Source organism: Pseudoclavibacter sp. JSM 162008 (assembly GCF_041366455.1).
Taxonomy (GTDB): domain Bacteria; phylum Actinomycetota; class Actinomycetes; order Actinomycetales; family Microbacteriaceae; genus Pseudoclavibacter.
The window spans coordinates 113610-131984 of sequence record NZ_JBEWYX010000003.1; the positions used below are offsets into that span (position 1 = coordinate 113610).

Annotated in this window: 17 protein-coding genes and 1 tRNA gene; 5 read left to right on the forward strand and 13 right to left on the reverse strand. The window is 67.9% G+C overall.

Annotation, left to right across the window (positions count from 1 at the left end; translation table 11 throughout):
• Position 1: 1 nt before the first annotated feature.
• The gene (locus ABVF28_RS03340) at positions 2-3724 is read right to left on the reverse strand and encodes an efflux RND transporter permease subunit (protein WP_371029481.1); all 3723 of its coding nucleotides are present in this window, start codon (positions 3722-3724) and stop codon (positions 2-4) included.
• Positions 3725-3921: 197 nt separating this feature from the next.
• Positions 3922-4527 (reverse strand): TetR family transcriptional regulator, encoded by a 606-nt coding sequence (locus ABVF28_RS03345; protein WP_371029482.1) that lies wholly within the window; start codon positions 4525-4527, stop codon positions 3922-3924.
• Between the two features lie 131 nt (positions 4528-4658).
• On the opposite strand from ABVF28_RS03345, the gene ABVF28_RS03350 reads away from it, so the two are divergent.
• Positions 4659-4733 (forward strand) — tRNA-Ile (locus ABVF28_RS03350).
• Positions 4734-4786: 53 nt separating this feature from the next.
• Positions 4787-5131: a thiamine-binding protein gene (locus ABVF28_RS03355; protein ID WP_104312080.1), complete on the forward strand. Its 345-nt coding sequence runs from the start codon at positions 4787-4789 to the stop codon at positions 5129-5131.
• Between the two features lie 6 nt (positions 5132-5137).
• Here ABVF28_RS03355 and ABVF28_RS03360 read toward each other — a convergent pair whose 3' ends face one another.
• Complete coding sequence (locus ABVF28_RS03360) at positions 5138-5431, reverse strand: helix-turn-helix domain-containing protein (protein ID WP_371029483.1); 294 nt, start codon at positions 5429-5431, stop codon at positions 5138-5140.
• 77 nt (positions 5432-5508) lie between these two features.
• Between ABVF28_RS03360 and map the strand changes: the two genes are divergently transcribed.
• Complete coding sequence (map, locus tag ABVF28_RS03365; protein ID WP_371029485.1) at positions 5509-6291, forward strand: type I methionyl aminopeptidase; 783 nt, start codon at positions 5509-5511, stop codon at positions 6289-6291.
• Between the two features lie 15 nt (positions 6292-6306).
• Here map and ABVF28_RS03370 read toward each other — a convergent pair whose 3' ends face one another.
• Complete coding sequence (locus tag ABVF28_RS03370) at positions 6307-7560, reverse strand: glycosyltransferase (protein ID WP_371029486.1); 1254 nt, start codon at positions 7558-7560, stop codon at positions 6307-6309.
• A gap of 121 nt (positions 7561-7681) precedes the next feature.
• The gene (locus ABVF28_RS03375) at positions 7682-8692 is read right to left on the reverse strand and encodes a DMT family transporter (RefSeq protein WP_371029487.1); all 1011 of its coding nucleotides are present in this window, start codon (positions 8690-8692) and stop codon (positions 7682-7684) included.
• 65 nt (positions 8693-8757) lie between these two features.
• Between ABVF28_RS03375 and def the strand changes: the two genes are divergently transcribed.
• Together def and ABVF28_RS03385 are read left to right on the forward strand one after the other, a co-directional pair.
• Positions 8758-9333, forward strand: a complete 576-nt coding sequence (def, locus tag ABVF28_RS03380; protein ID WP_104312084.1) for a peptide deformylase — start codon at positions 8758-8760, stop codon at positions 9331-9333.
• A 41-nt stretch (positions 9334-9374) separates the two neighbouring features.
• Positions 9375-9653: a hypothetical protein gene (locus ABVF28_RS03385; protein ID WP_104312085.1), complete on the forward strand. Its 279-nt coding sequence runs from the start codon at positions 9375-9377 to the stop codon at positions 9651-9653.
• Between the two features lie 32 nt (positions 9654-9685).
• On the opposite strand, the gene hutI is transcribed toward ABVF28_RS03385, so the two are convergent.
• From hutI to ABVF28_RS03425, 8 genes are all read right to left on the reverse strand, one after another.
• Positions 9686-10843, reverse strand: coding sequence for an imidazolonepropionase (hutI, locus tag ABVF28_RS03390; protein WP_371029488.1), 1158 nt, complete (start codon positions 10841-10843; stop codon positions 9686-9688).
• Positions 10840-12213 (reverse strand): formimidoylglutamate deiminase, encoded by a 1374-nt coding sequence (locus tag ABVF28_RS03395; protein ID WP_371029489.1) that lies wholly within the window; start codon positions 12211-12213, stop codon positions 10840-10842. Before ABVF28_RS03395 ends, hutI begins: the two co-directional genes overlap by 4 nt.
• A complete protein-coding gene (hutU, locus tag ABVF28_RS03400; RefSeq protein ID WP_371029490.1) occupies positions 12210-13868 on the reverse strand; it encodes a urocanate hydratase in 1659 nt (552 codons plus the stop codon). The genes ABVF28_RS03395 and hutU overlap by 4 nt, the downstream gene beginning before the upstream one ends.
• A gap of 2 nt (positions 13869-13870) precedes the next feature.
• Positions 13871-14536: an IclR family transcriptional regulator gene (locus ABVF28_RS03405; protein WP_371029491.1), complete on the reverse strand. Its 666-nt coding sequence runs from the start codon at positions 14534-14536 to the stop codon at positions 13871-13873.
• Positions 14537-14682: 146 nt separating this feature from the next.
• On the reverse strand, positions 14683-15213 hold the full coding sequence (locus ABVF28_RS03410; protein ID WP_371029492.1) for a HutD family protein: 531 nt from the start codon (positions 15211-15213) through the stop codon (positions 14683-14685).
• Positions 15214-15252: 39 nt separating this feature from the next.
• Positions 15253-15855, reverse strand: a complete 603-nt coding sequence (locus tag ABVF28_RS03415; RefSeq protein ID WP_371029493.1) for a hypothetical protein — start codon at positions 15853-15855, stop codon at positions 15253-15255.
• Entirely contained in the window at positions 15852-17057 is a 1206-nt protein-coding gene (locus tag ABVF28_RS03420; protein WP_218854932.1) for a glutathionylspermidine synthase family protein, read from the reverse strand. The genes ABVF28_RS03415 and ABVF28_RS03420 overlap by 4 nt, the downstream gene beginning before the upstream one ends.
• A 142-nt stretch (positions 17058-17199) precedes the next feature.
• A complete protein-coding gene (locus tag ABVF28_RS03425) occupies positions 17200-18318 on the reverse strand; it encodes a M23 family metallopeptidase (protein ID WP_371029494.1) in 1119 nt (372 codons plus the stop codon).
• Positions 18319-18375 lie beyond the last annotated feature (57 nt).

The following is an 18375-nucleotide window of genomic DNA, read 5'->3' on the forward strand; positions in this document are numbered from 1 at the left end:
CTCAGCTGGCCGCGGGGGCGGCGCCCAGCTCCTTCTTCCGCGCCGCGGCCTCGGCCTTCCGGTCCGCTCGCGCCGCCCGCTTCGCGGCTCGGCGATCGGCGCGCCGCTCCACGCTCGAGTAGAGCACGGGGACGAGCACCAGCGTCAGCAACGTGGAGCTGATCAGACCGCCGATGACGACGATGGCGAGCGGCTTCGAGATGAAGACCCCGCCACCGGTGAGCCCCAGCGACATCGGGATGAGCGCGAAGATCGTCGCGGCGGCCGTCATGAGGATCGGCCTGAGGCGAAGCCTGGTGCCGTGCACGATCGCGTCATGCACGCTCGCTCCGCGCTCCCTGATGTGGTTGATGAGGTCGATCAGCACGATCGCGTTGGTCACCACGATGCCGATCAGCATCAGCAGGCCGATGAGCGACGGGAGCCCCAGCGGCGTGTCCGTGAGCAGCAGGAGCGCGACAGCTCCCGTGGCCGCGAACGGCACCGAGACGAGCAGGATCAGCGGCTGCATGAGGCTTCGGAACGTCGCCACCATGATGAGGAACACGAGGACGATCGCAAGCAGCATCGCCATGCCGAGCTGCTCGAACGACTCGCTCTGGTCAGCCGATGCGCCGCCGACCACGAACGTGACGCCTGCCGGCAATGCGAGGCCGTCGGTCGCCGCATACACGGACTGCGTGACGGTTCCCAGCTGCCCCTCGGCTGGCGTGATCGAGACCGTCACCTGACGCGCCCCGTCGTTGCGGGTGATCGCACTCGGCGTCGCCTCCTCGCGCACGGCGGCGATGTCGCCGAGGCGGATGGGCGTCGCTTTCGTGTCGGCAAGCCCCTCCTGCCTGGCCTGCGTCTCCTCCACCTCGAGCGTTTGGGCCGCCATGTCCTCCTGCGCCTTGACGGCCGCGTCGACACCGGCGTTCGCCTGCTCGATGCCCGACTCCGCTTGCGCGATCGCCTCGGTGAGCGCCGCGATCTGCGCATCGCGCTCGGCCTGCGCTGCCTGCTCCGGCGTCATCGCAGAACCGACTTCGGGGGTCATCGGCGTCAGCGGGGCTGTCTGCAGGGTCGCAAGCTGCGTCTGCAGCTCTGCGAGCTGAGACGAGACCGTGTCTCGCGCCTCGACGGCGTCGTCGACCGTCTGTTGCATCTGCTCGACCGCCTCAGCCTGCTGCTCTTCGGCCTTCGCCTCCTGCTCGTCCGCGAAGGCATCCGTCGCATCCTGGATGGCGCGCTGCTGCTGGACCGCGGTCACCGGAAGCTGCATGAGCGCAAGCTGGTCAAGCGCGACGGCGCCCTGGGTCGGAGCGATCACGATGTCCCGGTCGACGCCTTCGAGGCGGACGGATCCGAGCGGGGTTCCGTTGAGGGCGGCGGAGACCGCCTGGCCGACCGTGGCCTGCGTGTAGCCGAAGCCAGCGGCCTTGCTGCGGTCGACGTCGACGACGACGACGTTCCCTCCAGTGCTGAGGTCGTTCGTGACCGCGGTCACGCCAGGCAGATCCTTGACCGCGTCTCCGAGCTGCGTCGCGGCTTGGCTGAGGGCGTCCGCGTCGTTGCCTTGGATCGCGAGCTGCACGTCACTCGCCAGCGCAGACGAAGCGGCGGTCGTCACGGTCACTTCACCGACGTCGCTCAGTCCGCCGAAGTCAGTTCTGAGGCTGTTCGCGACGGTTTCCGCATCCTGCCCCTCGACAGGGATCACGGTGATCGAGGTGTCTCCCCCGCCACCACCGAAAGCGCTCGCCCCGACGGTCCCGATCGAGCTGACGAACGTCTCGACGCTGTCCTTCGTGGCGATGACAGCCTCGAGCTTCTCCGCGCCCGCGAGGCTCTGCTCGATGGTCGTGCCCTGTGCGAGCTTCTGCTCGACCACGATGGTCTCGTCGCCCATGCTGCCGAGGAAATCACTGCGAAGGGCGGTCGCCCCGACACCGGTGAGGAGCAGGAGCGCGAGCGCGGCCGCGACCGTGCGGCGGGGGTGGCGCAGCGTCGCATCGAGAATCGGGACGAAGGCGCGCTGCAGGCCGTCATACGGCGACCCCTCCTCGCCATCGCCTCGCGCCTGGACCACACCGGTGACGGTGGTGGGGACCGGCAGGAGCGTCTTCCCGCGCGTTTCGCGGTTCGCGTTCTTCGCGTCGAGCTTCGCCGCCTGGCGTGCCCGGCGGCGCTCGGCAGACTCCTCCTGCCGTTCGGTCCACGCTGCGTGCGTCGCTCGAGCCCGGATGAACCGCTCCCGCTTCATGGGCTTCGACGGGCGACGGAGCATCCAGTAGGCGAAGACGGGCACGATGGTGAGTGCGACGACCAGGGAGGCCACGAGGGCGATCGAGACCGTCAGAGCGAACGGCTGGAACAGCTGGCCGACGATATCCCCGACGAACGCGATGGGCAGGAACACGGCGACCGTCGCGAGCGTCGACGCCGTGATGGCGCCTGCCACCTGGCCGACGGAGCCGACGATGCCCTCGATCGTGAGAGGACCAGTCCCCTGCCTTCGCTTGATGTTCTCGATCACGACGATCGAGTCGTCGACCACGCGACCCACGGCGATCGTGAGCGCTCCGAGCGTCAGGATGTTCAGCGAGTACTCACCCACGTTGAGGCCGACCATCGTGATGAGCAGCGACATCGGGATGGAGATCGCGGCGACGATGGTCGAACGGAACGAGGCGAGGAACAGGAAGATGACGAGGACGGCGAAGATCAGGCCCAACCCGCCCTCCACCGAGAGATCGTGGATCGACTGCTCGATGTACGGCGCCTGGTTCTCGATCTCCGTGAAGATGACGTTGGACGGAAGCGTCGGCGTGAGCTCGGCGAGCTTCTCGGTCACCCCGTGAGCCACGGAGACGGTGCTCGCGTCGGCGGCCTTGGTGACGCTGAGCGTCAGGGTCTCCGCACCGTTGACGCGGGAGATCGACGTCGCGGGGATCTCCTTGACGTCGACATCCGCGAACTGCGAGAGCAGGACCGTCGAGTCCTCTGTGGTGAACGGCAGGGCGCGGATGGCATCGAGCGTGTCGAGCTGCGAGCCGACCTGCACGGAGATCTCGCCGCTGCCGCCCGTCACGTCGCCCGCCGGGAGCACAAGACCCGCCGCCGTCAACGTCGGCTCGATCGTCGCCGTGTCGATCTCGAGAGCATCCACGTCGGCTTGGCGGAGATTGATCTCGACGCGCTCTTCGCGCGCCCCGGAGACCTCGACGTTCTGGACCCCGTCGACCTGCGAGAGGGCAGGCACCACGGTGTCGGTCATCGTCTTCGACAAGGTGGCCGTGTCAGCATCCGACGACACACCGAGCGTGAGCACCGGCAGGGCATCGAGCGAGAACGTCATGAGCTCAGCCGTCGATGACTCAGGACGCTGGGACTCCGTCGACTCCACGGCGGAGCGCAGCTCGGCCTCGACCTGCGTCTTGTCCGCGTCGAAGCTCCACGCGACGACGATCTGGGCAAAGCCCTCCGAGGTCGTCGAGGTGACCGACTGCACCTCCGAGACCGCGCGCAACGCGTTCTCGATCGGCTCGGTGACCTCCGACACCATCACATCGGGAGAAGCGCCGTCGAGTGTCGCCGTCACGAAGCCCTGGGGGATCTCCATCGACGGCATGAGCTCCTGCTTGAGCTGGGCCGTCGAGATGATCCCCGCGGCCGCGATCGCCGCGGTGAGCAACCCGATCAGAATTCGATACTTGAGACTCAGACGGGTGAGCACAGACACAGAGGGCCCTTTCGACGCGATACGACGCCGAGCGGTGACCTGGCGCTCCTCAATCCTGTCGCCGGGGTGATTCCTCTGAATCGCCCGAAAGGACGGGTTCCGTCTGCCCTATGCCCTACTTGAGACTGATCTTTGACCGAAAAGCCACCCCGGCGCGGCGGGAACAGCGCGGCTCTGGTAGTGGGCCGACCGGCGGATCAGGCGTGCGTGGCACCACGTCCCGGGTTCGCGAGCGTCACCCGGTGGACCGCCCACATTTCGCGGACGCGGTCGACGATGCTCCTGCCGTCGTTCAGATCGTCGATCAGCAGCTGGATGCCGACCAGGTTCGCCAGGATCTGCCACGCGGCCGCATCCACGTCGATGTCATCCCGGAGCGCACCGGACTCACGCGACGCCTGGAGGGCCTCCTTCGTCACCTCGAGCCACCGGTCGAACGGGCGGGGCAGCTCTTCCTCGATGAGCTCCCGCTCACGGACGAGCCTGATCGTCGCGCGGATGAGCGCATCGGACTGGAAGCGCTCTGCGATGCGGATCATCAGGGACTCGAGCTCGTCGAGCGACAGGCCGCGAGCACGAGACGCCGCGATCTCCTCATCCCACATGACCGTCCAGCTCACCGTGACCGCCTGCGCGAGCAGCGCCTTCGTCGGGAAGTGGAAGTACACGGTTCCCTTGGTCATGCCGAGTCGATCAGAGATATCGCTGAGCACCGTCGCGGCGTATCCGTTTGCCTCGAACTCGAGCGAGGCGGCTTCGAGAAGCGCCCGCCTCGTCTGCGCTCGCTGTTCAGCTCGCTTCATCATCCCCTGCTTTTCGTGCATGCAGGATCGACGTCGACCCCGCTTGTGGGGCACCAGTCTAGACCTGCGCACACCCCGACCATCGGCCTGCCGCACGCGGGAGCGAATTCTGGCTAGAATCGACAGCGCTTGGGGCGGTAGCCAAGCTGGTTAAGGCATCCGGCTCATAACTGGACGATGCGTGGGTTCGAGTCCCACCCGCCCTACTCTCCTCTGTTCGGCACTCCCTGTCGGAGCGCCCGCGTGGCACGATGGTGGCATGATCGTTGCCTTCTCTGTCGCCCCCAGCGGAACTCCGAGCCCCAACGCCCCTTCACCGGGTGAGGGCGACGCCTCGCTGCACAACGCGGTGGCAGCAGCCGTCGCGGTCGTGCGCGAGTCCGGGCTCCCCAACCGCACTGACTCGATGTTCACGACGATCGAGGGCGAGTGGGACGAGGTCTTCGCCGTCGTCAAAGCGGCCACCGAGGCCGTCGGCCAGTTCGGCAGCCGAGTCTCCCTGGTGCTGAAGGCGGACATCCGGCCCGGGCACACGGGCGAGCTCGATGGAAAGGTCGAGCGCCTGGAGGCCGCCCTCGAGGCACGCGAGGCCCGCTCGAGCTAGTCGGCGTCAGCTCACGGCGCGGATGCCCGCGCCGGTCGCGGACTCCGCCCGGTCGTCTGACGTGCTGATCTGCGCCCAGATCTCATCAAGCGAAACGGACAGCACCCCCGCGATAGCGGCGATCGTCGTGAACGCCGGCGTCGCGACTCGGCCAGATTCGATCTTGCGAAGCGTCTCCGGCGAGACGCCGGCGTCGAGTGCCACGCGCAGCATCGATCTGTTCCCCCGAGATCGTCGTAGGAACTCGCCGAGACGCTCCCCGCGCTCGATCTCCTCGGGGCTGAGCGGCAGTCTGACCATGACCCGATACTAATCCGGTATATCTTTACCGGGATACTTATTGGGGCGCTTTCGCGTCGGACTACGAAAGGCACCGCATGATCGAGATCCTCAACGACGAAGAGCTGGCGCGGGCGGCAGTCACCGGGCAGCTGGTCGGGTCGATTCTCCAGGAACTGCGATCGAGGATCCGAGTAGGCACCAACCTGCTCGAGGTCGACCGGTGGGCGAGGTCGATGATCCTCGATGCGGGCGCGACCTCCTGCTACGTCGACTACGAGCCATCCTTCGGACGTGGGCCGTTCGGCCACTACATCTGCACAGGGGTGAACGACGCCGTGCTGCACGCCAAGCCTCGCGACTACCGGCTCGCTGACGGGGACCTCCTGACCCTCGACCTGGCCATCGTCAAGGACGGGGTAGCGGCTGACGCCGCGATCAGCTTCATCGTCGGCTCGACGCGGGACGCCGGTGACGAAGCGCTCATCGCCGTCACGGAGCGAGCCCTCGCGGCTGCCATCGACGTCGCACGCCCCGGTGCTCGAATCGGCGACCTCTCACACGCGATCGGCACGGTGCTCGCGTCGGCGGGTTACGAGATCAACATGGAGTTCGGTGGACACGGCATCGGCTCCACCATGCATCAGGATCCGCACGTCGCGAACGACGGCCGACCGGGCCGCGGAGTGCGTCTCCGCCGTGGCATGCTGCTCGCCATCGAACCGTGGGTCATGGCCGACACCGGCGAGCTCGTCACGGACGACGACGGCTGGACGCTCCGCAGCGTGACGGGATGCCGAACCGCCCACTCCGAGCACACGATCGCGATCCTCGAAGACGGGCCACGCATCCTGACCCTCCCCGCCGGGCCGGTCGACTGACGAACGCCCGAGCGGTCAGTCGAGCGAGTGGTCCTGCTCGTTCACCGAGTCACGGGCGACGTCTTTGACGGAGGCGCCCCGGTAGAGGCGCTCGAAGAGCTCGAGCGTGCGGTCGATGTCGTGCATACGAACGAGGTCGAGGCCCGTCCGGCCCATCTCCTCACGCTCGGCGTCCGAGAGCGACAGCACCTTCGCGAGCTTGTCCGCGAGGTCATGCTCGTTGTTCGGCTCGAAGAGGAAGCCGTTCTCGCCATCGTGAACGAGGTGCGGAAGCGCCATGGCGTCGGCTGCGACAACCGGCAGGCCGGAGGCCATCGCCTCCATGGTCGCGATCGACTGCAGTTCGGCGATCGACGGCATCGCGAACACCGAGGCGCGCGTGTACATGCGACGAAGCTCCTGGTCGCTCAGATAGCCGTGGAACGTGACCCGATCGGCGAGACCGAGCTGCTTGGCGAGCGACTGAAGATTCTTCTTCTGGTCTCCACCACCGACGATGTCGATCTGCACGTCAGGGGGCAGCAGAGTGAGCGCGCGCAAGAGCACGTCGATCTTCTTCTCGCCCGTCACACGGCCGACGAAGAGGATGCGCTTGGCTTCTCGCGCCGAGAAGTCGAACGCGTAGTCGGAGGTCCGGATGCCGCACGAGATCGCGAGCACGTCGGAGATCCCCCCGTTTGCCTCCAGGAAGTCGGCGGCACGCCGCGTCGGGGTCGTGATCGCCGTCGCGCGCCCGAGCGTCGAGCGAGCGTCGTTCCACCAGATCCTGGCCGCGAGGCCACGCAGAGCCTGCGGCAGCAGGGAGTGGTCGACGAGGTTCTCGATCATCAGGTGGTTCGTGCCGATGATGCGGATTCCGCGTTTCTCCGCCTCGATCGCCACCCCGCGGCCGATGATGACCGCCGACTGGAAGTGAACGACGTCGGGACGCACCTCGTCGACGACCCGCTGCGACTCGGAGCGGATGCGCCACGGGGGTGCGTAGCGCAGCCAGTCGTGGGCCCACCACCGGTGCGAGCGGAGGCGGTGAGCGGTGATGTTCTGCCCGTCGTACTGCTCGGTCCAGGTTCCGTGGCGGCGGCTGGCGGCTGGCACCATGACGTGCACGTCGTGCCCCCTGGCAGCCATGCCGGACGCGAGGTGCTCGGTGAACTTCGCGGCACCGTTGACGTTGGGCGTGAAGGTGTCCCCCGCGATCAGGATCTTGAGCGGCCGCTCGCCGTCAGCTGCGACGGCGGGGGTGCTGCTTGAGTGACCTTCATTCGGCACGGGGTGGTGACCTCGATCTCGTCTGGGGGCTCGCGACAGGGTGTGGTCGTCGCTCGCGGAATCTCACGTCATGCTACTGGCCGCGCTCCGCGAGGGGGCTTCAGCACACGCTGGGACGCTGCTATTGCTCGATGACTCGGGCCTCAGAGTCGTGGTGGTGCCCTTGGGGATCCTGCGTGCCACGACCTTCGACGGCATTTCGACGCACGGCCTCGACCTCGGCATCCGTCTGCCCGCGTTCGAGCACGAACACGCCCGTGACGGCGATGGCGCCCGAGACGACGAACATGAGGAAGGCGTACCAGGGCGCCGCGTTCGCCTCGCCGAGCACGGCGATGGCGATGCCGACGGCGATGATCGGGTCGATGACGGTGAGGCCGGCGATGACCATGTCCGGCGGTCCTGAGGCGTAGGCGTTCTGGACGAAGTAGCCGCCCACCCCCGTGGCGACGAGCAGCGCGACGAGGCAGATGAGCGTGAGCCATTCGAAGTTGTCGTGCTGGATGCGGTTGATGGTGATCTTCGCGAGCGTTGCGACGAAGCCGTAGATCACTCCGGCGCCAAGAACGTAGATGAGCGCCTTGAACCGCTTGCGCAGGAAGAAGAAGGCGGTGCCGAAGACCACGACGACCACGGCGAGCAGCACGAGGACGGTGGCGACCTGCTCGTCTGAGATCGCGCGCTCCTTCGCGAAGAGCGCCGCGACCGTGACGAAGGCGCCGACGCCGATGATGCAGAGCGCCACCGCGAAGATCTTCACGTTCGGCAGTCGTTGCCTGATGGCGCGAGCTGTGAGCAGTGTCGTCAGGAGCAGCGAGACGACGCCGAGCGGCTGCACCACGATGATCGGCGAGAACACGAACGAGGACAGCTGCATCACGACTGCCAGCCCGAGCATGACCGTGCCGATCACCCAGGAGGGGCGGCTCAGGAGGGCGAGCAGGTGCTTCAGGTTCAGCCCCGCAGCACCGCTCGCGCCGCTCGCTGCCTCGACCTTGCTCACTCCGCGGTGCTGGTACATGGCGCCGAGCGACAGGAACACCGCGCCTATGAGAGCGAGCGGGATGCCGATCATCTGGACCGGACTGAGCCCCGGGAGCACTGCCAGATCACTGAGGGGTGCGATGGTCATGATGGGCAATCCTATTGGGCGGCGCGAGTCAGAGAGGGAGGTTGGCGCGAAGATACGCTGATGGGATGACAACTCTCCCAATTCGCATCTACGGCGAGCCCGTCCTCCACGAGCCCGCAGCCCCGGTGGGCGACATCACCGACGAGATCCGTGAACTCGTCTCGGACATGTTCGAGACGATGGATGCAGCGCCGGGTGTCGGCCTCGCAGGCCCGCAGGTCGGCGTCGGCAAGCGCCTCTTCGTGTACTCGTACGAGGACGCCGACGGGACCATGCATCGCGGTGTCGCCATCAACCCGGAGCTGTACGTGACTCCCGCCGCACCTGAGTCGCTGCTGGAGCTGGACGACGAGCTCGAATCCGAGGGGTGCCTCTCGTTCCCCGGCGAGCGCTACCCATTGCGACGATCGGAGCGTGCGCTCCTGCGTGCGTCCGATCTCGAGGGCGAGCAGTACGAGATCGAGGCAGAAGGCTGGTTCGCGCGCATCCTGCAGCACGAGTTCGACCACCTCAACGGCGTCATCTACGCGGATCGTCTGGAGCACCCCTGGTACAAGGATGCGTTCAAGGTCATGCGCAAGCGCAGCTGGGGCGGGCCCGGCAAGAGCTGGCTGCCTGGGGTCGACGACCTCGAGGGCTGACCCCGCCGGTCAATGTCGGTGGCTCCTGCGAGGGTTCCGACATGACCACAGCGCTGAACGACCCCATCGAGGTCGAACTCGTCGACGAGCTCCCGTCCGTCTTCTGGTGGGAGCGTTTCGCCTACGTCGTGCACGGTCTGCCGCAGGCGTTCTACCGGCGCGTGCAGCAACGGTGGTGGACGGGCGAGGGTGACCCGTCTCGCCTCGACACCGAGTTCTGGCGCGTCAGCGCGAAACGTGATGGCTCCGACGGCGAGGCTTCCCTCTTCGACCTGCGAAGGGACCCGGACGGCTGGCGGCTGGTGCTGCGGTGGGAGTGATCCACCCGTGACGTCGTCGAGGCGCCGCGATCTCACACGATGCGCTGCCCGGCCTGCCAGACAGAGTGGGTGAGCTGCATGCCCGGGCGGTAGGCGAGGTGCGTGACCGAGGGCGCGTCCAGCACCTGGAGATCCGCACGAGAGCCTGGCACCAGCGCGCCGACGGGCAGTTCACCCTCGTGTCTCCGGAGCGCGATCGCCCCGCCCATCGTGGCGGACCAGACCGCCTCCTCCACGGTCATCCGCATCTGCAGCACGGCCGTGGTGACACAGAACGCCATCGAGGTCGTGTACGAGGTGCCCGGGTTGCAGTTGCTCGCCAGGGCTACCGTCGAGCCCGCGTCGAGCAGGGCCCTTGCCGGTGGGAACGGCTGCCGTGTCGACAGGTCGCACGCCGGCAGCAGCGTGGCGACGGTGGCCGATGCCCCGAGCAGGTCGATGTCTTCGTCGTCGAGGAAGTTGCAGTGGTCGACGCTCGCGGCCCCCAGCTCAACGGCGAGCTTCACCCCGGGGCCCGGACCGAGCTGGTTGCCGTGGACACGCAGACCCAGCCCTGCATCACGGCCCGCCTGCAGCACAGCACGCGATTGCTCCTCATCGAACGCGCCGCGCTCGCAGAACACGTCCATCCATTTCACGTACGGGCGGACGGCGTCGAGCATCGGGCCCGTGACGAGCCCCACGTAGTCGTCGGCATGCCACCCCTCCGGGACGACGTGGGCGCCGAGGTAGGTGACGTCGTCGGAGATCTCGGCCGCAAGGCGGGCGGAGCGCTCCTCGGTCTCGACGTCGAGCCCATACCCGGTCTTCGTCTCAAGCCAGGTCGTGCCTCCGACATTGGCTGCGCGGACGCGCTCGGCCATGAGCGCCCGCAGCTCCTCACTGCTGGCGGCACGAGTTCGCTCGACCGACACCCTGATGCCGCCGGCCGCGTACGCCTCCCCCGCCATGCGTGCCGCGAACTCGGTCGAACGGTCTCCGGCGAACGCGAGGTGCGTGTGCGAGTCGACCCAGCCCGGAAGCACGGCACGGCCGCCGACGTCGACACGGCGGTCTGCCGCGGGCGCCCGCATGGTCGGACCGATCCACGCAACCCGGTCACCGTCGATGACGAGGGCGGCATCGCTCAGCACGCCATCGTCGCCGTTGGTCGTGAGTTCGCCGATGCTCGTGAACACGGTCGAGGTCATGAGGCTCCTTCGGATCGTGACGCCGGATCGGCGGCGAAGCGCGCGAGCTCGGCGGCTGCGTGTGCAAGCCGCGGCCCGTCCCTGCCGCGGTCGTAGACGACGCGCCCGCCCACGATCGTTCGGACCACGTCGCTCCCTGTCCCGGCGAGCAGCAGCTGAGGCGGCATCGAGCCTGCCGTGCGGACCGAGGACGAGTCCACCTCGACGAAGTCGAATGGACCGCCGACCGCGCCGGGCGCTGGGACGCCGAGCGAGGAGTACCCGCCTTGCGTGCCGATCGTCAGCAGCTCCTGCGGTGAGAACCTGCCTCGGGTCTGGGAGCGAAGTCGCTCCCCGGCTTCGAGGCCGCGCAGCTCGAGCAGCGGGTCGACCACCGCGTTCTGGTCGGACCCGACGGCCAGACGTGCGCCGGCTGCGACCAGTTCGGTGGCCGGGCCGATGCCGTCGCCGAGGTCTGCTTCCGTGGTCGGGCAGAACACGGCGTGCACCCCGGTCTCCCCGAGATGCGTGATGTCGTCGTCGGTCAGATGCGTCGCGTGCACAACGCTCAGGCGGCTGGAGAGGGCACCGGCATCCGCGAGCACGTTCGCCGGCGTCCGACCGTAGGCCGTCAGGCTCTGCTCGTTCTCCGCGGCCTGCTCTGAGAGGTGGATGTGGAGTGGCACGTCGGTCGGGAGCCCTCGGACGATGCTGGCGATCGCGTCGGCTGGGACAGCCCGAACCGAGTGGATCGCCGCTCCCAGGAGGACTTCGGGGTGTGTGGATGCGAGGCGGCTTCGCAGACGGAACCACCGCTCGAGCCAGCGCTCTGCGTCCGCGTCTCCGAACCTCCGCTGCTGGGGCGAGAGGTCCGCTCCGATGGACCCCGTGAGGTAGCAGGTGTCGAGCAGTGTCAGGCGGATGCCTGCTCTCCGTGCGGCGTTGGCGAGCGCCAACTCCATGTCGTGGTCAGGGTATGACTCGCCATCCGCGCGGTGGTGCACGTAGTGGAATTCCCCGACAGCCCCCCATCCGTTGGCGACCATCTCGGTGAAACCTGCGGTGGCGATGCGCTCGAAGGCGTGTGGCTCGAGCGCACCCGCCACGGCGTACATCTTGTCTCGCCACGACCAGAAGGTGCCACCGTCTGCGTGCGTGCGCCCCCGCAGCAGGCGGTGGAAGACGTGCGAGTGGGCGTTGCCGAACGCGGGGAAGGCGGTGCCGAGCACGAGGTCATCGTCCTGCGCGCGCACGCCCACCTGCTCGTCGACCAGCACGCCCGCTTCGTTCTTGAGTCGCACGGACCGCACCGTGTCCGCACCCCGCACGAGTGTGTCGGCCCAGATCCAGCTTTCGTCGAGCAGCCGGAGCGCGGTGCGATGATGGGTCACTCGCCCTCCCACATCGGGACGCGCAGTCCGCGCTCCCTCGCGATGTCGGCGGCGTGCTCGTAGCCGGCATCCACGTGGCGCATGACTCCCGTGCCTGGGTCGTTGGTGAGGACGCGTTCGATCTTCTGCGCCGCGAGATCCGTGCCGTCGGCGACGATGACCTGGCCCGAGTGGATCGATCTGCCGATCCCGACGCCTCCGCCGTGGTGCAGCGACACCCAGGTTGCGCCGGAGGCGGTGTTCAGCAGGGCGTTCAGCAGGGGCCAGTCGGCGATGGCATCCGAGCCGTCCTTCATCGACTCGGTCTCGCGGTAGGGCGAGGCGACCGAGCCGGAGTCAAGGTGGTCCCGGCCGATCACGACGGGCGCGGAGAGCTCGCCGGACGCGACCATCTCGTTGAACCTGAGTCCGGCCAGATGACGCTCCTTGTAGCCGAGCCAGCAGATGCGCGCAGGCAGACCCTCGAAGCGCACCTTCTCCCCCGCGGCCTTCAGCCAGCGGTGCAGGCGCTCGTCATCCGGGAACAGCTCGAGGATCGCGCGGTCCGTCACGGCGATGTCGGCGGGGTCGCCGGAGAGCGCCGCCCACCGGAACGGGCCGCGCCCCTCCTCGAACTGGGGGCGGATGTGGGCTGGCACGAATCCAGGAAAATCGAACGCCCGCTCGTAGCCGCCGAGTCTCGCCTCCGCGCGAATCGAATTGCCGTAGTCGAAGACCTCGGCCCCGGCATCCTGGAACTCGACCATCGCCTTGACCTGCTTGGCCATGGACGCACGGGCTCGCTCGGTGAAGCCGACCGGGTCTCGTCCGGCCTCGGCCTTCCACTCCTCGACGCCCACCCCCTCGGGGAGGTAGGCGAGTGGGTCGTGCGCGCTCGTCTGGTCGGTGACCATGTCGATCGCGACGCCGCGCTCGAGGAGCAGCGGAAAGATCGTCGCCGCGTTGCCGACGACGCCCACGGAGCGGGGCTGGCGGGCTTCCTTCGCGGCGAGCACACGCTCGATGGCGTCGTCGAGGTCGTGTGTCATCTCGTCGAGGTAGCCGTGCTGGACTCGCCGCTCGAGGCGGCTGGCGTCGACATCCACGATGAGGACGACGCCCTCGTTCATCGTGACGGCGAGGGGTTGCGCGCCTCCCATGCCTCCAGCGCCGCCCGTGAGCGTGAGGGTCCCCGCGAGCGTCCCGCCGAAGCGTTTCTCGGCGGCGGCAGCGAACGTCTCGTAGGTCCCCTGGAGGATCCCCTGCGTGCCGATGTAGATCCAGGATCCCGCCGTCATCTGCCCGTACATCGTGAGGCCAGCTGCCTCGAGGCGCCGGAACTCGGGCCAGTTGGCCCAGTCGCCGACGAGGTTCGAGTTCGCGATCAGCACGCGAGGAGCCCACTCGTGTGTGCGGAAGACGCCGACCGGCTTCCCAGACTGGACGAGGAGCGTCTCGTCGTCTTCGAGTGTCGTGAGCGTGCGAACGATGGCGTCGTACGCCTCCCAGCTGCGTGCGGCTCTGCCCGTGCCGCCGTAGACGACGAGGCTCTCTGGATGCTCGGCCACTTCGGGGTCGAGGTTGTTCATGAGCATGCGAAGCGGTGCCTCGGTCTGCCAGCTCTTCGCGGTCAGCTGCGTGCCGCGTGCTGCCCTGATGTTCTTGTGCGTGTTCATGTTCAGATCCCTTCCTGCGGTGGTGTGCCGAGGCTTCGCTCGATGCTCGCCGCGGCGTCGGTGAGCAGCTCGCCGAAGCGGGCCGCTCTGCTCGACGTGACTCGGTAGCTCGGCACCAGCAGGCTCACTGAACCGAGGACGCGATGATGGAGCTCCACCGGAGCTGCGATCGCGGTGACGTCCGGCTCGATGCCGCGCTCGACCGTCACGTAGCCGATCGGCGGGGTCTCGCCGCGAAGAACCTGGCCGGACGCGGACCCGTCGAGGGGGATGGTGCGCCCGACCCAGTTCGTATGGCGCACCGAGTGCGTGCCCTCGTGGATGGCGATGTACAGCGCCTGCTCCGCATGGCCCTCGACGCACAGGTAGACCGACTCGCCGGTCGTCTCCGCGAGGAGCTTCATTGCGGGCGCAGAGAGCTGCGCGAGGTTGTCGTTCGAGAGGGCTCGCGCTCCGAGCTGGACCATGCGACTCCCCGCGCGGAAGTCTCCTTGGTCGTCGCGGCTCACGAATCCGGCCGATTCCAACGTTCGAAGGAGCCGAAGGGAGGTGCTCGGCGAGAGGTCGGCGAGGCGCGCGCTTTCCGCCAGGCTCAGACCGTCCCGCTCGCAGACGGACGCGAGGAGGTTCAGTGCTCGTTCGACGGTCCGCGTCGATGGTTCGGCCAACGTGACTCCCTCGTCGCAGGCGGGCGCGGTTGCCGACGTCGTGATGTCCGTCAGCCTTGTTGCACTCAGTAAAACGAAGATGTCAGTGAATGGCAAGAGGCACGCTGGGTTCGGACGACCGGGTTGGTGTTCTGCCCCAACCGCGCTCAGCTGCGCGGGAGAACGACCGCGAACGCCCCCCGACCAGCGAAGTCGCGCGAATGATCTGGCGACCCCGAGAAGAGGACCGAGTCGAGGGGGCCCAACGTCTCGTCTCCCGTCTCGAGCGACCCGGCCAGAACGACCACTGCCTCGGCCGCTCGGGGAATCTGCGGCACGGTCCGAGCGACGACGAGCCGGAGTTCCGGCGCGCCATCGGCATACATGAGGTTCAGCACCCGCGAAGACACGGCGGCGGATGCACCGGTCACGCGCTGCTCGCCGGTGAAGCGCACCTGCTCTCCGCTGTTCAACCGCACCTCGTCGCCCTCGATCTCGAGACGCACCGCATCAATGGCGAGCTGCACCCGCTGCATGCTCGGGATGACGGAGAACGCAGCCGGTCCCTCGATCGTTGCGATGCTCAGCGCCCATCCCCCGACATCCGACATGGCCCGCAGCGTCCGCGTCACGCCTTGTCCGTTGCGCCAGGGCATCGGCTCGATGTCGTCGTAACGAAGTACACGCGCAGCGGTCATGCATCCATTCTGCTGCGCCCGGCCGGGACGGGCCTTGGGTCAGCCCCCGGTCGAGCTGCCTCCCCCGGCCTTGCCTTTGACCGTCGAGCCGAAACCCGACTTCCCGGTCGAGCCGAACCCGTTCTTCAACGGGGCCCGCGACCCGACGGTCGCCCCCGCCGGAGCACGCTGCGCCACATCCGAGTGGGCGGCCGAGCCGGGCGCCGCGAAGCCTCCGGAGGTGACCGGCGCCCAGGAGCTCACGCGCGTGCTGTTCCAGCGCGATGAGGCGAACAGCACCGGTCCGAGCCACAGCGCGGAACTGTAGTGCGTTCCGTAGCTGCTCGACGACTCACAGAGCGACTCGGCGTCGCCTTCCACCTGCTCACCTTCCTGCTCGAGGAGCTGGATCTGCTCGTTCACGTCGGCGAGGCAGTCCTCTTTCGACGAGTACGTGGGCCGCTCAGCTCCCTCGGGCAGCACATAGTTCTCCCCATCAGCACCCTCGACGACGATGCCCTCGTCGGGCACCGTGCTGCAACCCGCGAGGAACATCATCGCGGTGGCGACCCCCATGGCTCCCACCGTCTTGGTGGTCGAGGGACGCGTGATCCCCGAGAGGGTGACGCCGGTGCTGCGCCGCAGCTTCGGTTCGTAGGTCATGGCCGCTCCTCGCGATCGCTGATGTAGTGGGGTACGAACTCGGCGAGGTCGCCCGTGATCGGGCCGCTCGTCTCGCGCACGTCGATGCCGGCTGGTGTCTCGCCCACGACCCACGAGCCGATGATGACGGTCTTCCCGTCGATGTTCGCCAGCCGAGCACGCTCCTGGTAGACGAAGCCCTCTTCCCCGTAGTCGCCGCCGTTCTCGGCGGTCTTGCGCCCGACGAGATCGTAGATCGTGACGTTGGCGCCTTCACGCCCCAGCTTCGGCTTCTCGACATACGAGCGCCCGCGGAGCCGCTCGGGTGTCGCGTAGGCGGCCAGCAGCAGCGGGTGGTCGGGGAAGAGCTCCCACAGCACGACCAGCAGCTGCTTGTTGGAGAGCAGCATCTTCCAGATCGGCTCGACCCAGGCCGTCGTCGCGCGTGTCGTCGGGAAGTACGTCGCGAACTCCTCGCGCACCATCCACTCCCAGGGGTAGAGCTTGAAGATGCGGTCGATCCGCTCCCCGTCGCCGTCGACGAATCCGTGCGAGGCCTCGTCGAACTGGACGTCCTCCATGTAGATCTGCTTGACGTCGAAGCCGGCGAGACGCGCCGTCTCGGCCATGTAGCTCACCGTATCCGCGTCTTCGACGATCAGCTGCCCGTCGCCGTCATCGTGCAGGGAGGCCAGGTGCAGTCGGGCTCCCTGCGGCAGGAACCACCGCTGCATGCGGATGTGCACCCATTGCTCGACGAGCAGCTCGTGGAGGAGGTTGAACTGGTCGGCGCGCTCACCTCTGGTCTCCACGAGCCACTGCCACTGCGCAGCTGCGGATTCCACGAGCGACGTGGGGGTATCCGCGTTGAACTCGAGCAGCTTGATCGTGCCGGCTCCGTCGTAGGCGAGATCGAAGCGTCCGTAGACCGTCGGGTCGTCCTCGTCCCAGGACTTCTCGACCAGGTCCCACAGCTCGACCGGGATGCCGAACTCCTCGAAGCGACGGTCACGGACGATGCGCTCGCAAGCCTCCATGCAGAGGCGGAAGAGCTCGGCGGTCGCCTGCTCGAAGTCGTCGATCTCGGCGCCGGAGAAGCCGTAGGCGGCTTCCTCCTGCCAGTACGGTCGACCACCCTCCGACTCCATGTCGTAGAACGTGAAGCCGATGGAGTCGAAGCGCGCTCGCCAATCGGCTCGCGGAGCACTGTACGTGCGGATCAAAGTCGGCCCATCCTCGCTGCTCTCGGCTCACGCCGGGGACCGCTCGAGCGGTCCACCACAGCTACATTAGGGCTGCGCATCGAGAATCCTCGGAGAACACCGCGCGAGGGCGGTCAGGCTGCTGCCCGGGGGGAGCGCTGGCTCAGGACTTCGGTGTGCTCGTTGTCTCGGAGGTTGACTCGGTCTTCGTCTCCGTCGAGGAGCTCGGCGGTGTCGGGTTCGCAGACTGCGAGGGTTCGGGGCTCGCCGTCTCGGGCTCTCCGCTCGGTGTCGTCGAAGGCGGCGGAGGTGTCGGAGAGCTGCTCTGCGTCGGCGGTGCCGTCGGTGTGCTGGTGCCCTTCGGCGGCGTCGACGCCGGAGGGGTGGCCGCAGGCAGGGTCGTGTCAGGCACGGCGTCGGCCGGTGGCACGCGTGTGTCCTCGTTCTGCTCCCAGTAGTCCTTCTCGTCCGGGTCACCGGTCGGCGGATTCCACGTCGGGACCTCGCCGAAGATGTCGACTGCGACACCGTCCGCGTACTTGTTGAGGAACTTCTGGGGGTCGACGTGGGCCCCGTCGACGATGGTCTCCAGGTGGAGGTGCGGCCCGGTGGATGCGCCGGTGTTGCCGAGGAGACCGACCAGCTGCCCCGTCCTGACCTGGTCGCCGACCTTCACCGCTGGGGACCCGGCCACGAAGTGGGCGTACACGGATCGCACCTGCAAGCCGTCGATCCGGTGCTCGACGACCACGTGGGCGCCGAGTCCGCCGCTGTCTGTCGGGACGGACTCGATGACGATCCCGTTCGCGATGCTGCCGACCCGCGTTCCCTGTGGGCCAGCGAGGTCGAGTCCGCGGTGGTTGGATGAGCATCCGGAGCACGGGGAATTGCGCGGGCCGAACCCGTCGGAGATACTCACGACGCTCATGTCGACCGGCCACTGGACTCCGGGCGCTGCGGTGCCGTCAGTCGAGCCTGCTGCCGCGTTCTGGACCACGGGCAGATCGCGCGTTCCGATGAGCTGCCCTGGCACGCTCCCGGAGACCGTGTAGGTGACCCCGTCCGTCTTCTCGGAGCTCACGACCGGAACGGTCGACTGTCCGTCATCCACGGCACCGGTCACGGCGGCGGCGCCGATGGAAGCGGCGGCGATCAACCCGAGCGTCGCGGCGACCACCGGCACGGCGAGGAGTCTGGCGCGACGGCGCTCGCGCGCACGACGGGCGCGGCGGCCAGGAACGTCGAGGGGAGGTTCTGACGGAGCGTTGGATGACTTCGGCAAGGGAGTCTCCTGCGATTGGTGCTTCGGGGCAACGTGTCCGAGTCTAAGGAGCCTTCT

Excerpts from the sequence above, each read along its gene's own strand:
- ABVF28_RS03345 (WP_371029482.1), bottom strand. The coding sequence starts at position 4,527 with ATGAAGCGAGCTGAACAGCGAGCGCAGACGAGGCGGGCGCTTCTCGAA.
- ABVF28_RS03355 (WP_104312080.1), top strand. The coding sequence starts at position 4,787 with ATGATCGTTGCCTTCTCTGTCGCCCCCAGCGGAACTCCGAGCCCCAAC.
- ABVF28_RS03360 (WP_371029483.1), bottom strand. The coding sequence starts at position 5,431 with ATGGTCAGACTGCCGCTCAGCCCCGAGGAGATCGAGCGCGGGGAGCGT.
- map (WP_371029485.1), top strand. The coding sequence starts at position 5,509 with ATGATCGAGATCCTCAACGACGAAGAGCTGGCGCGGGCGGCAGTCACC.
- ABVF28_RS03375 (WP_371029487.1), bottom strand. The coding sequence starts at position 8,692 with ATGACCATCGCACCCCTCAGTGATCTGGCAGTGCTCCCGGGGCTCAGT.
- def (WP_104312084.1), top strand. The coding sequence starts at position 8,758 with ATGACAACTCTCCCAATTCGCATCTACGGCGAGCCCGTCCTCCACGAG.
- ABVF28_RS03385 (WP_104312085.1), top strand. The coding sequence starts at position 9,375 with ATGACCACAGCGCTGAACGACCCCATCGAGGTCGAACTCGTCGACGAG.
- hutI (WP_371029488.1), bottom strand. The coding sequence starts at position 10,843 with ATGACCTCGACCGTGTTCACGAGCATCGGCGAACTCACGACCAACGGC.
- hutU (WP_371029490.1), bottom strand. The coding sequence starts at position 13,868 with ATGAACACGCACAAGAACATCAGGGCAGCACGCGGCACGCAGCTGACC.
- ABVF28_RS03410 (WP_371029492.1), bottom strand. The coding sequence starts at position 15,213 with ATGACCGCTGCGCGTGTACTTCGTTACGACGACATCGAGCCGATGCCC.
- ABVF28_RS03415 (WP_371029493.1), bottom strand. The coding sequence starts at position 15,855 with ATGACCTACGAACCGAAGCTGCGGCGCAGCACCGGCGTCACCCTCTCG.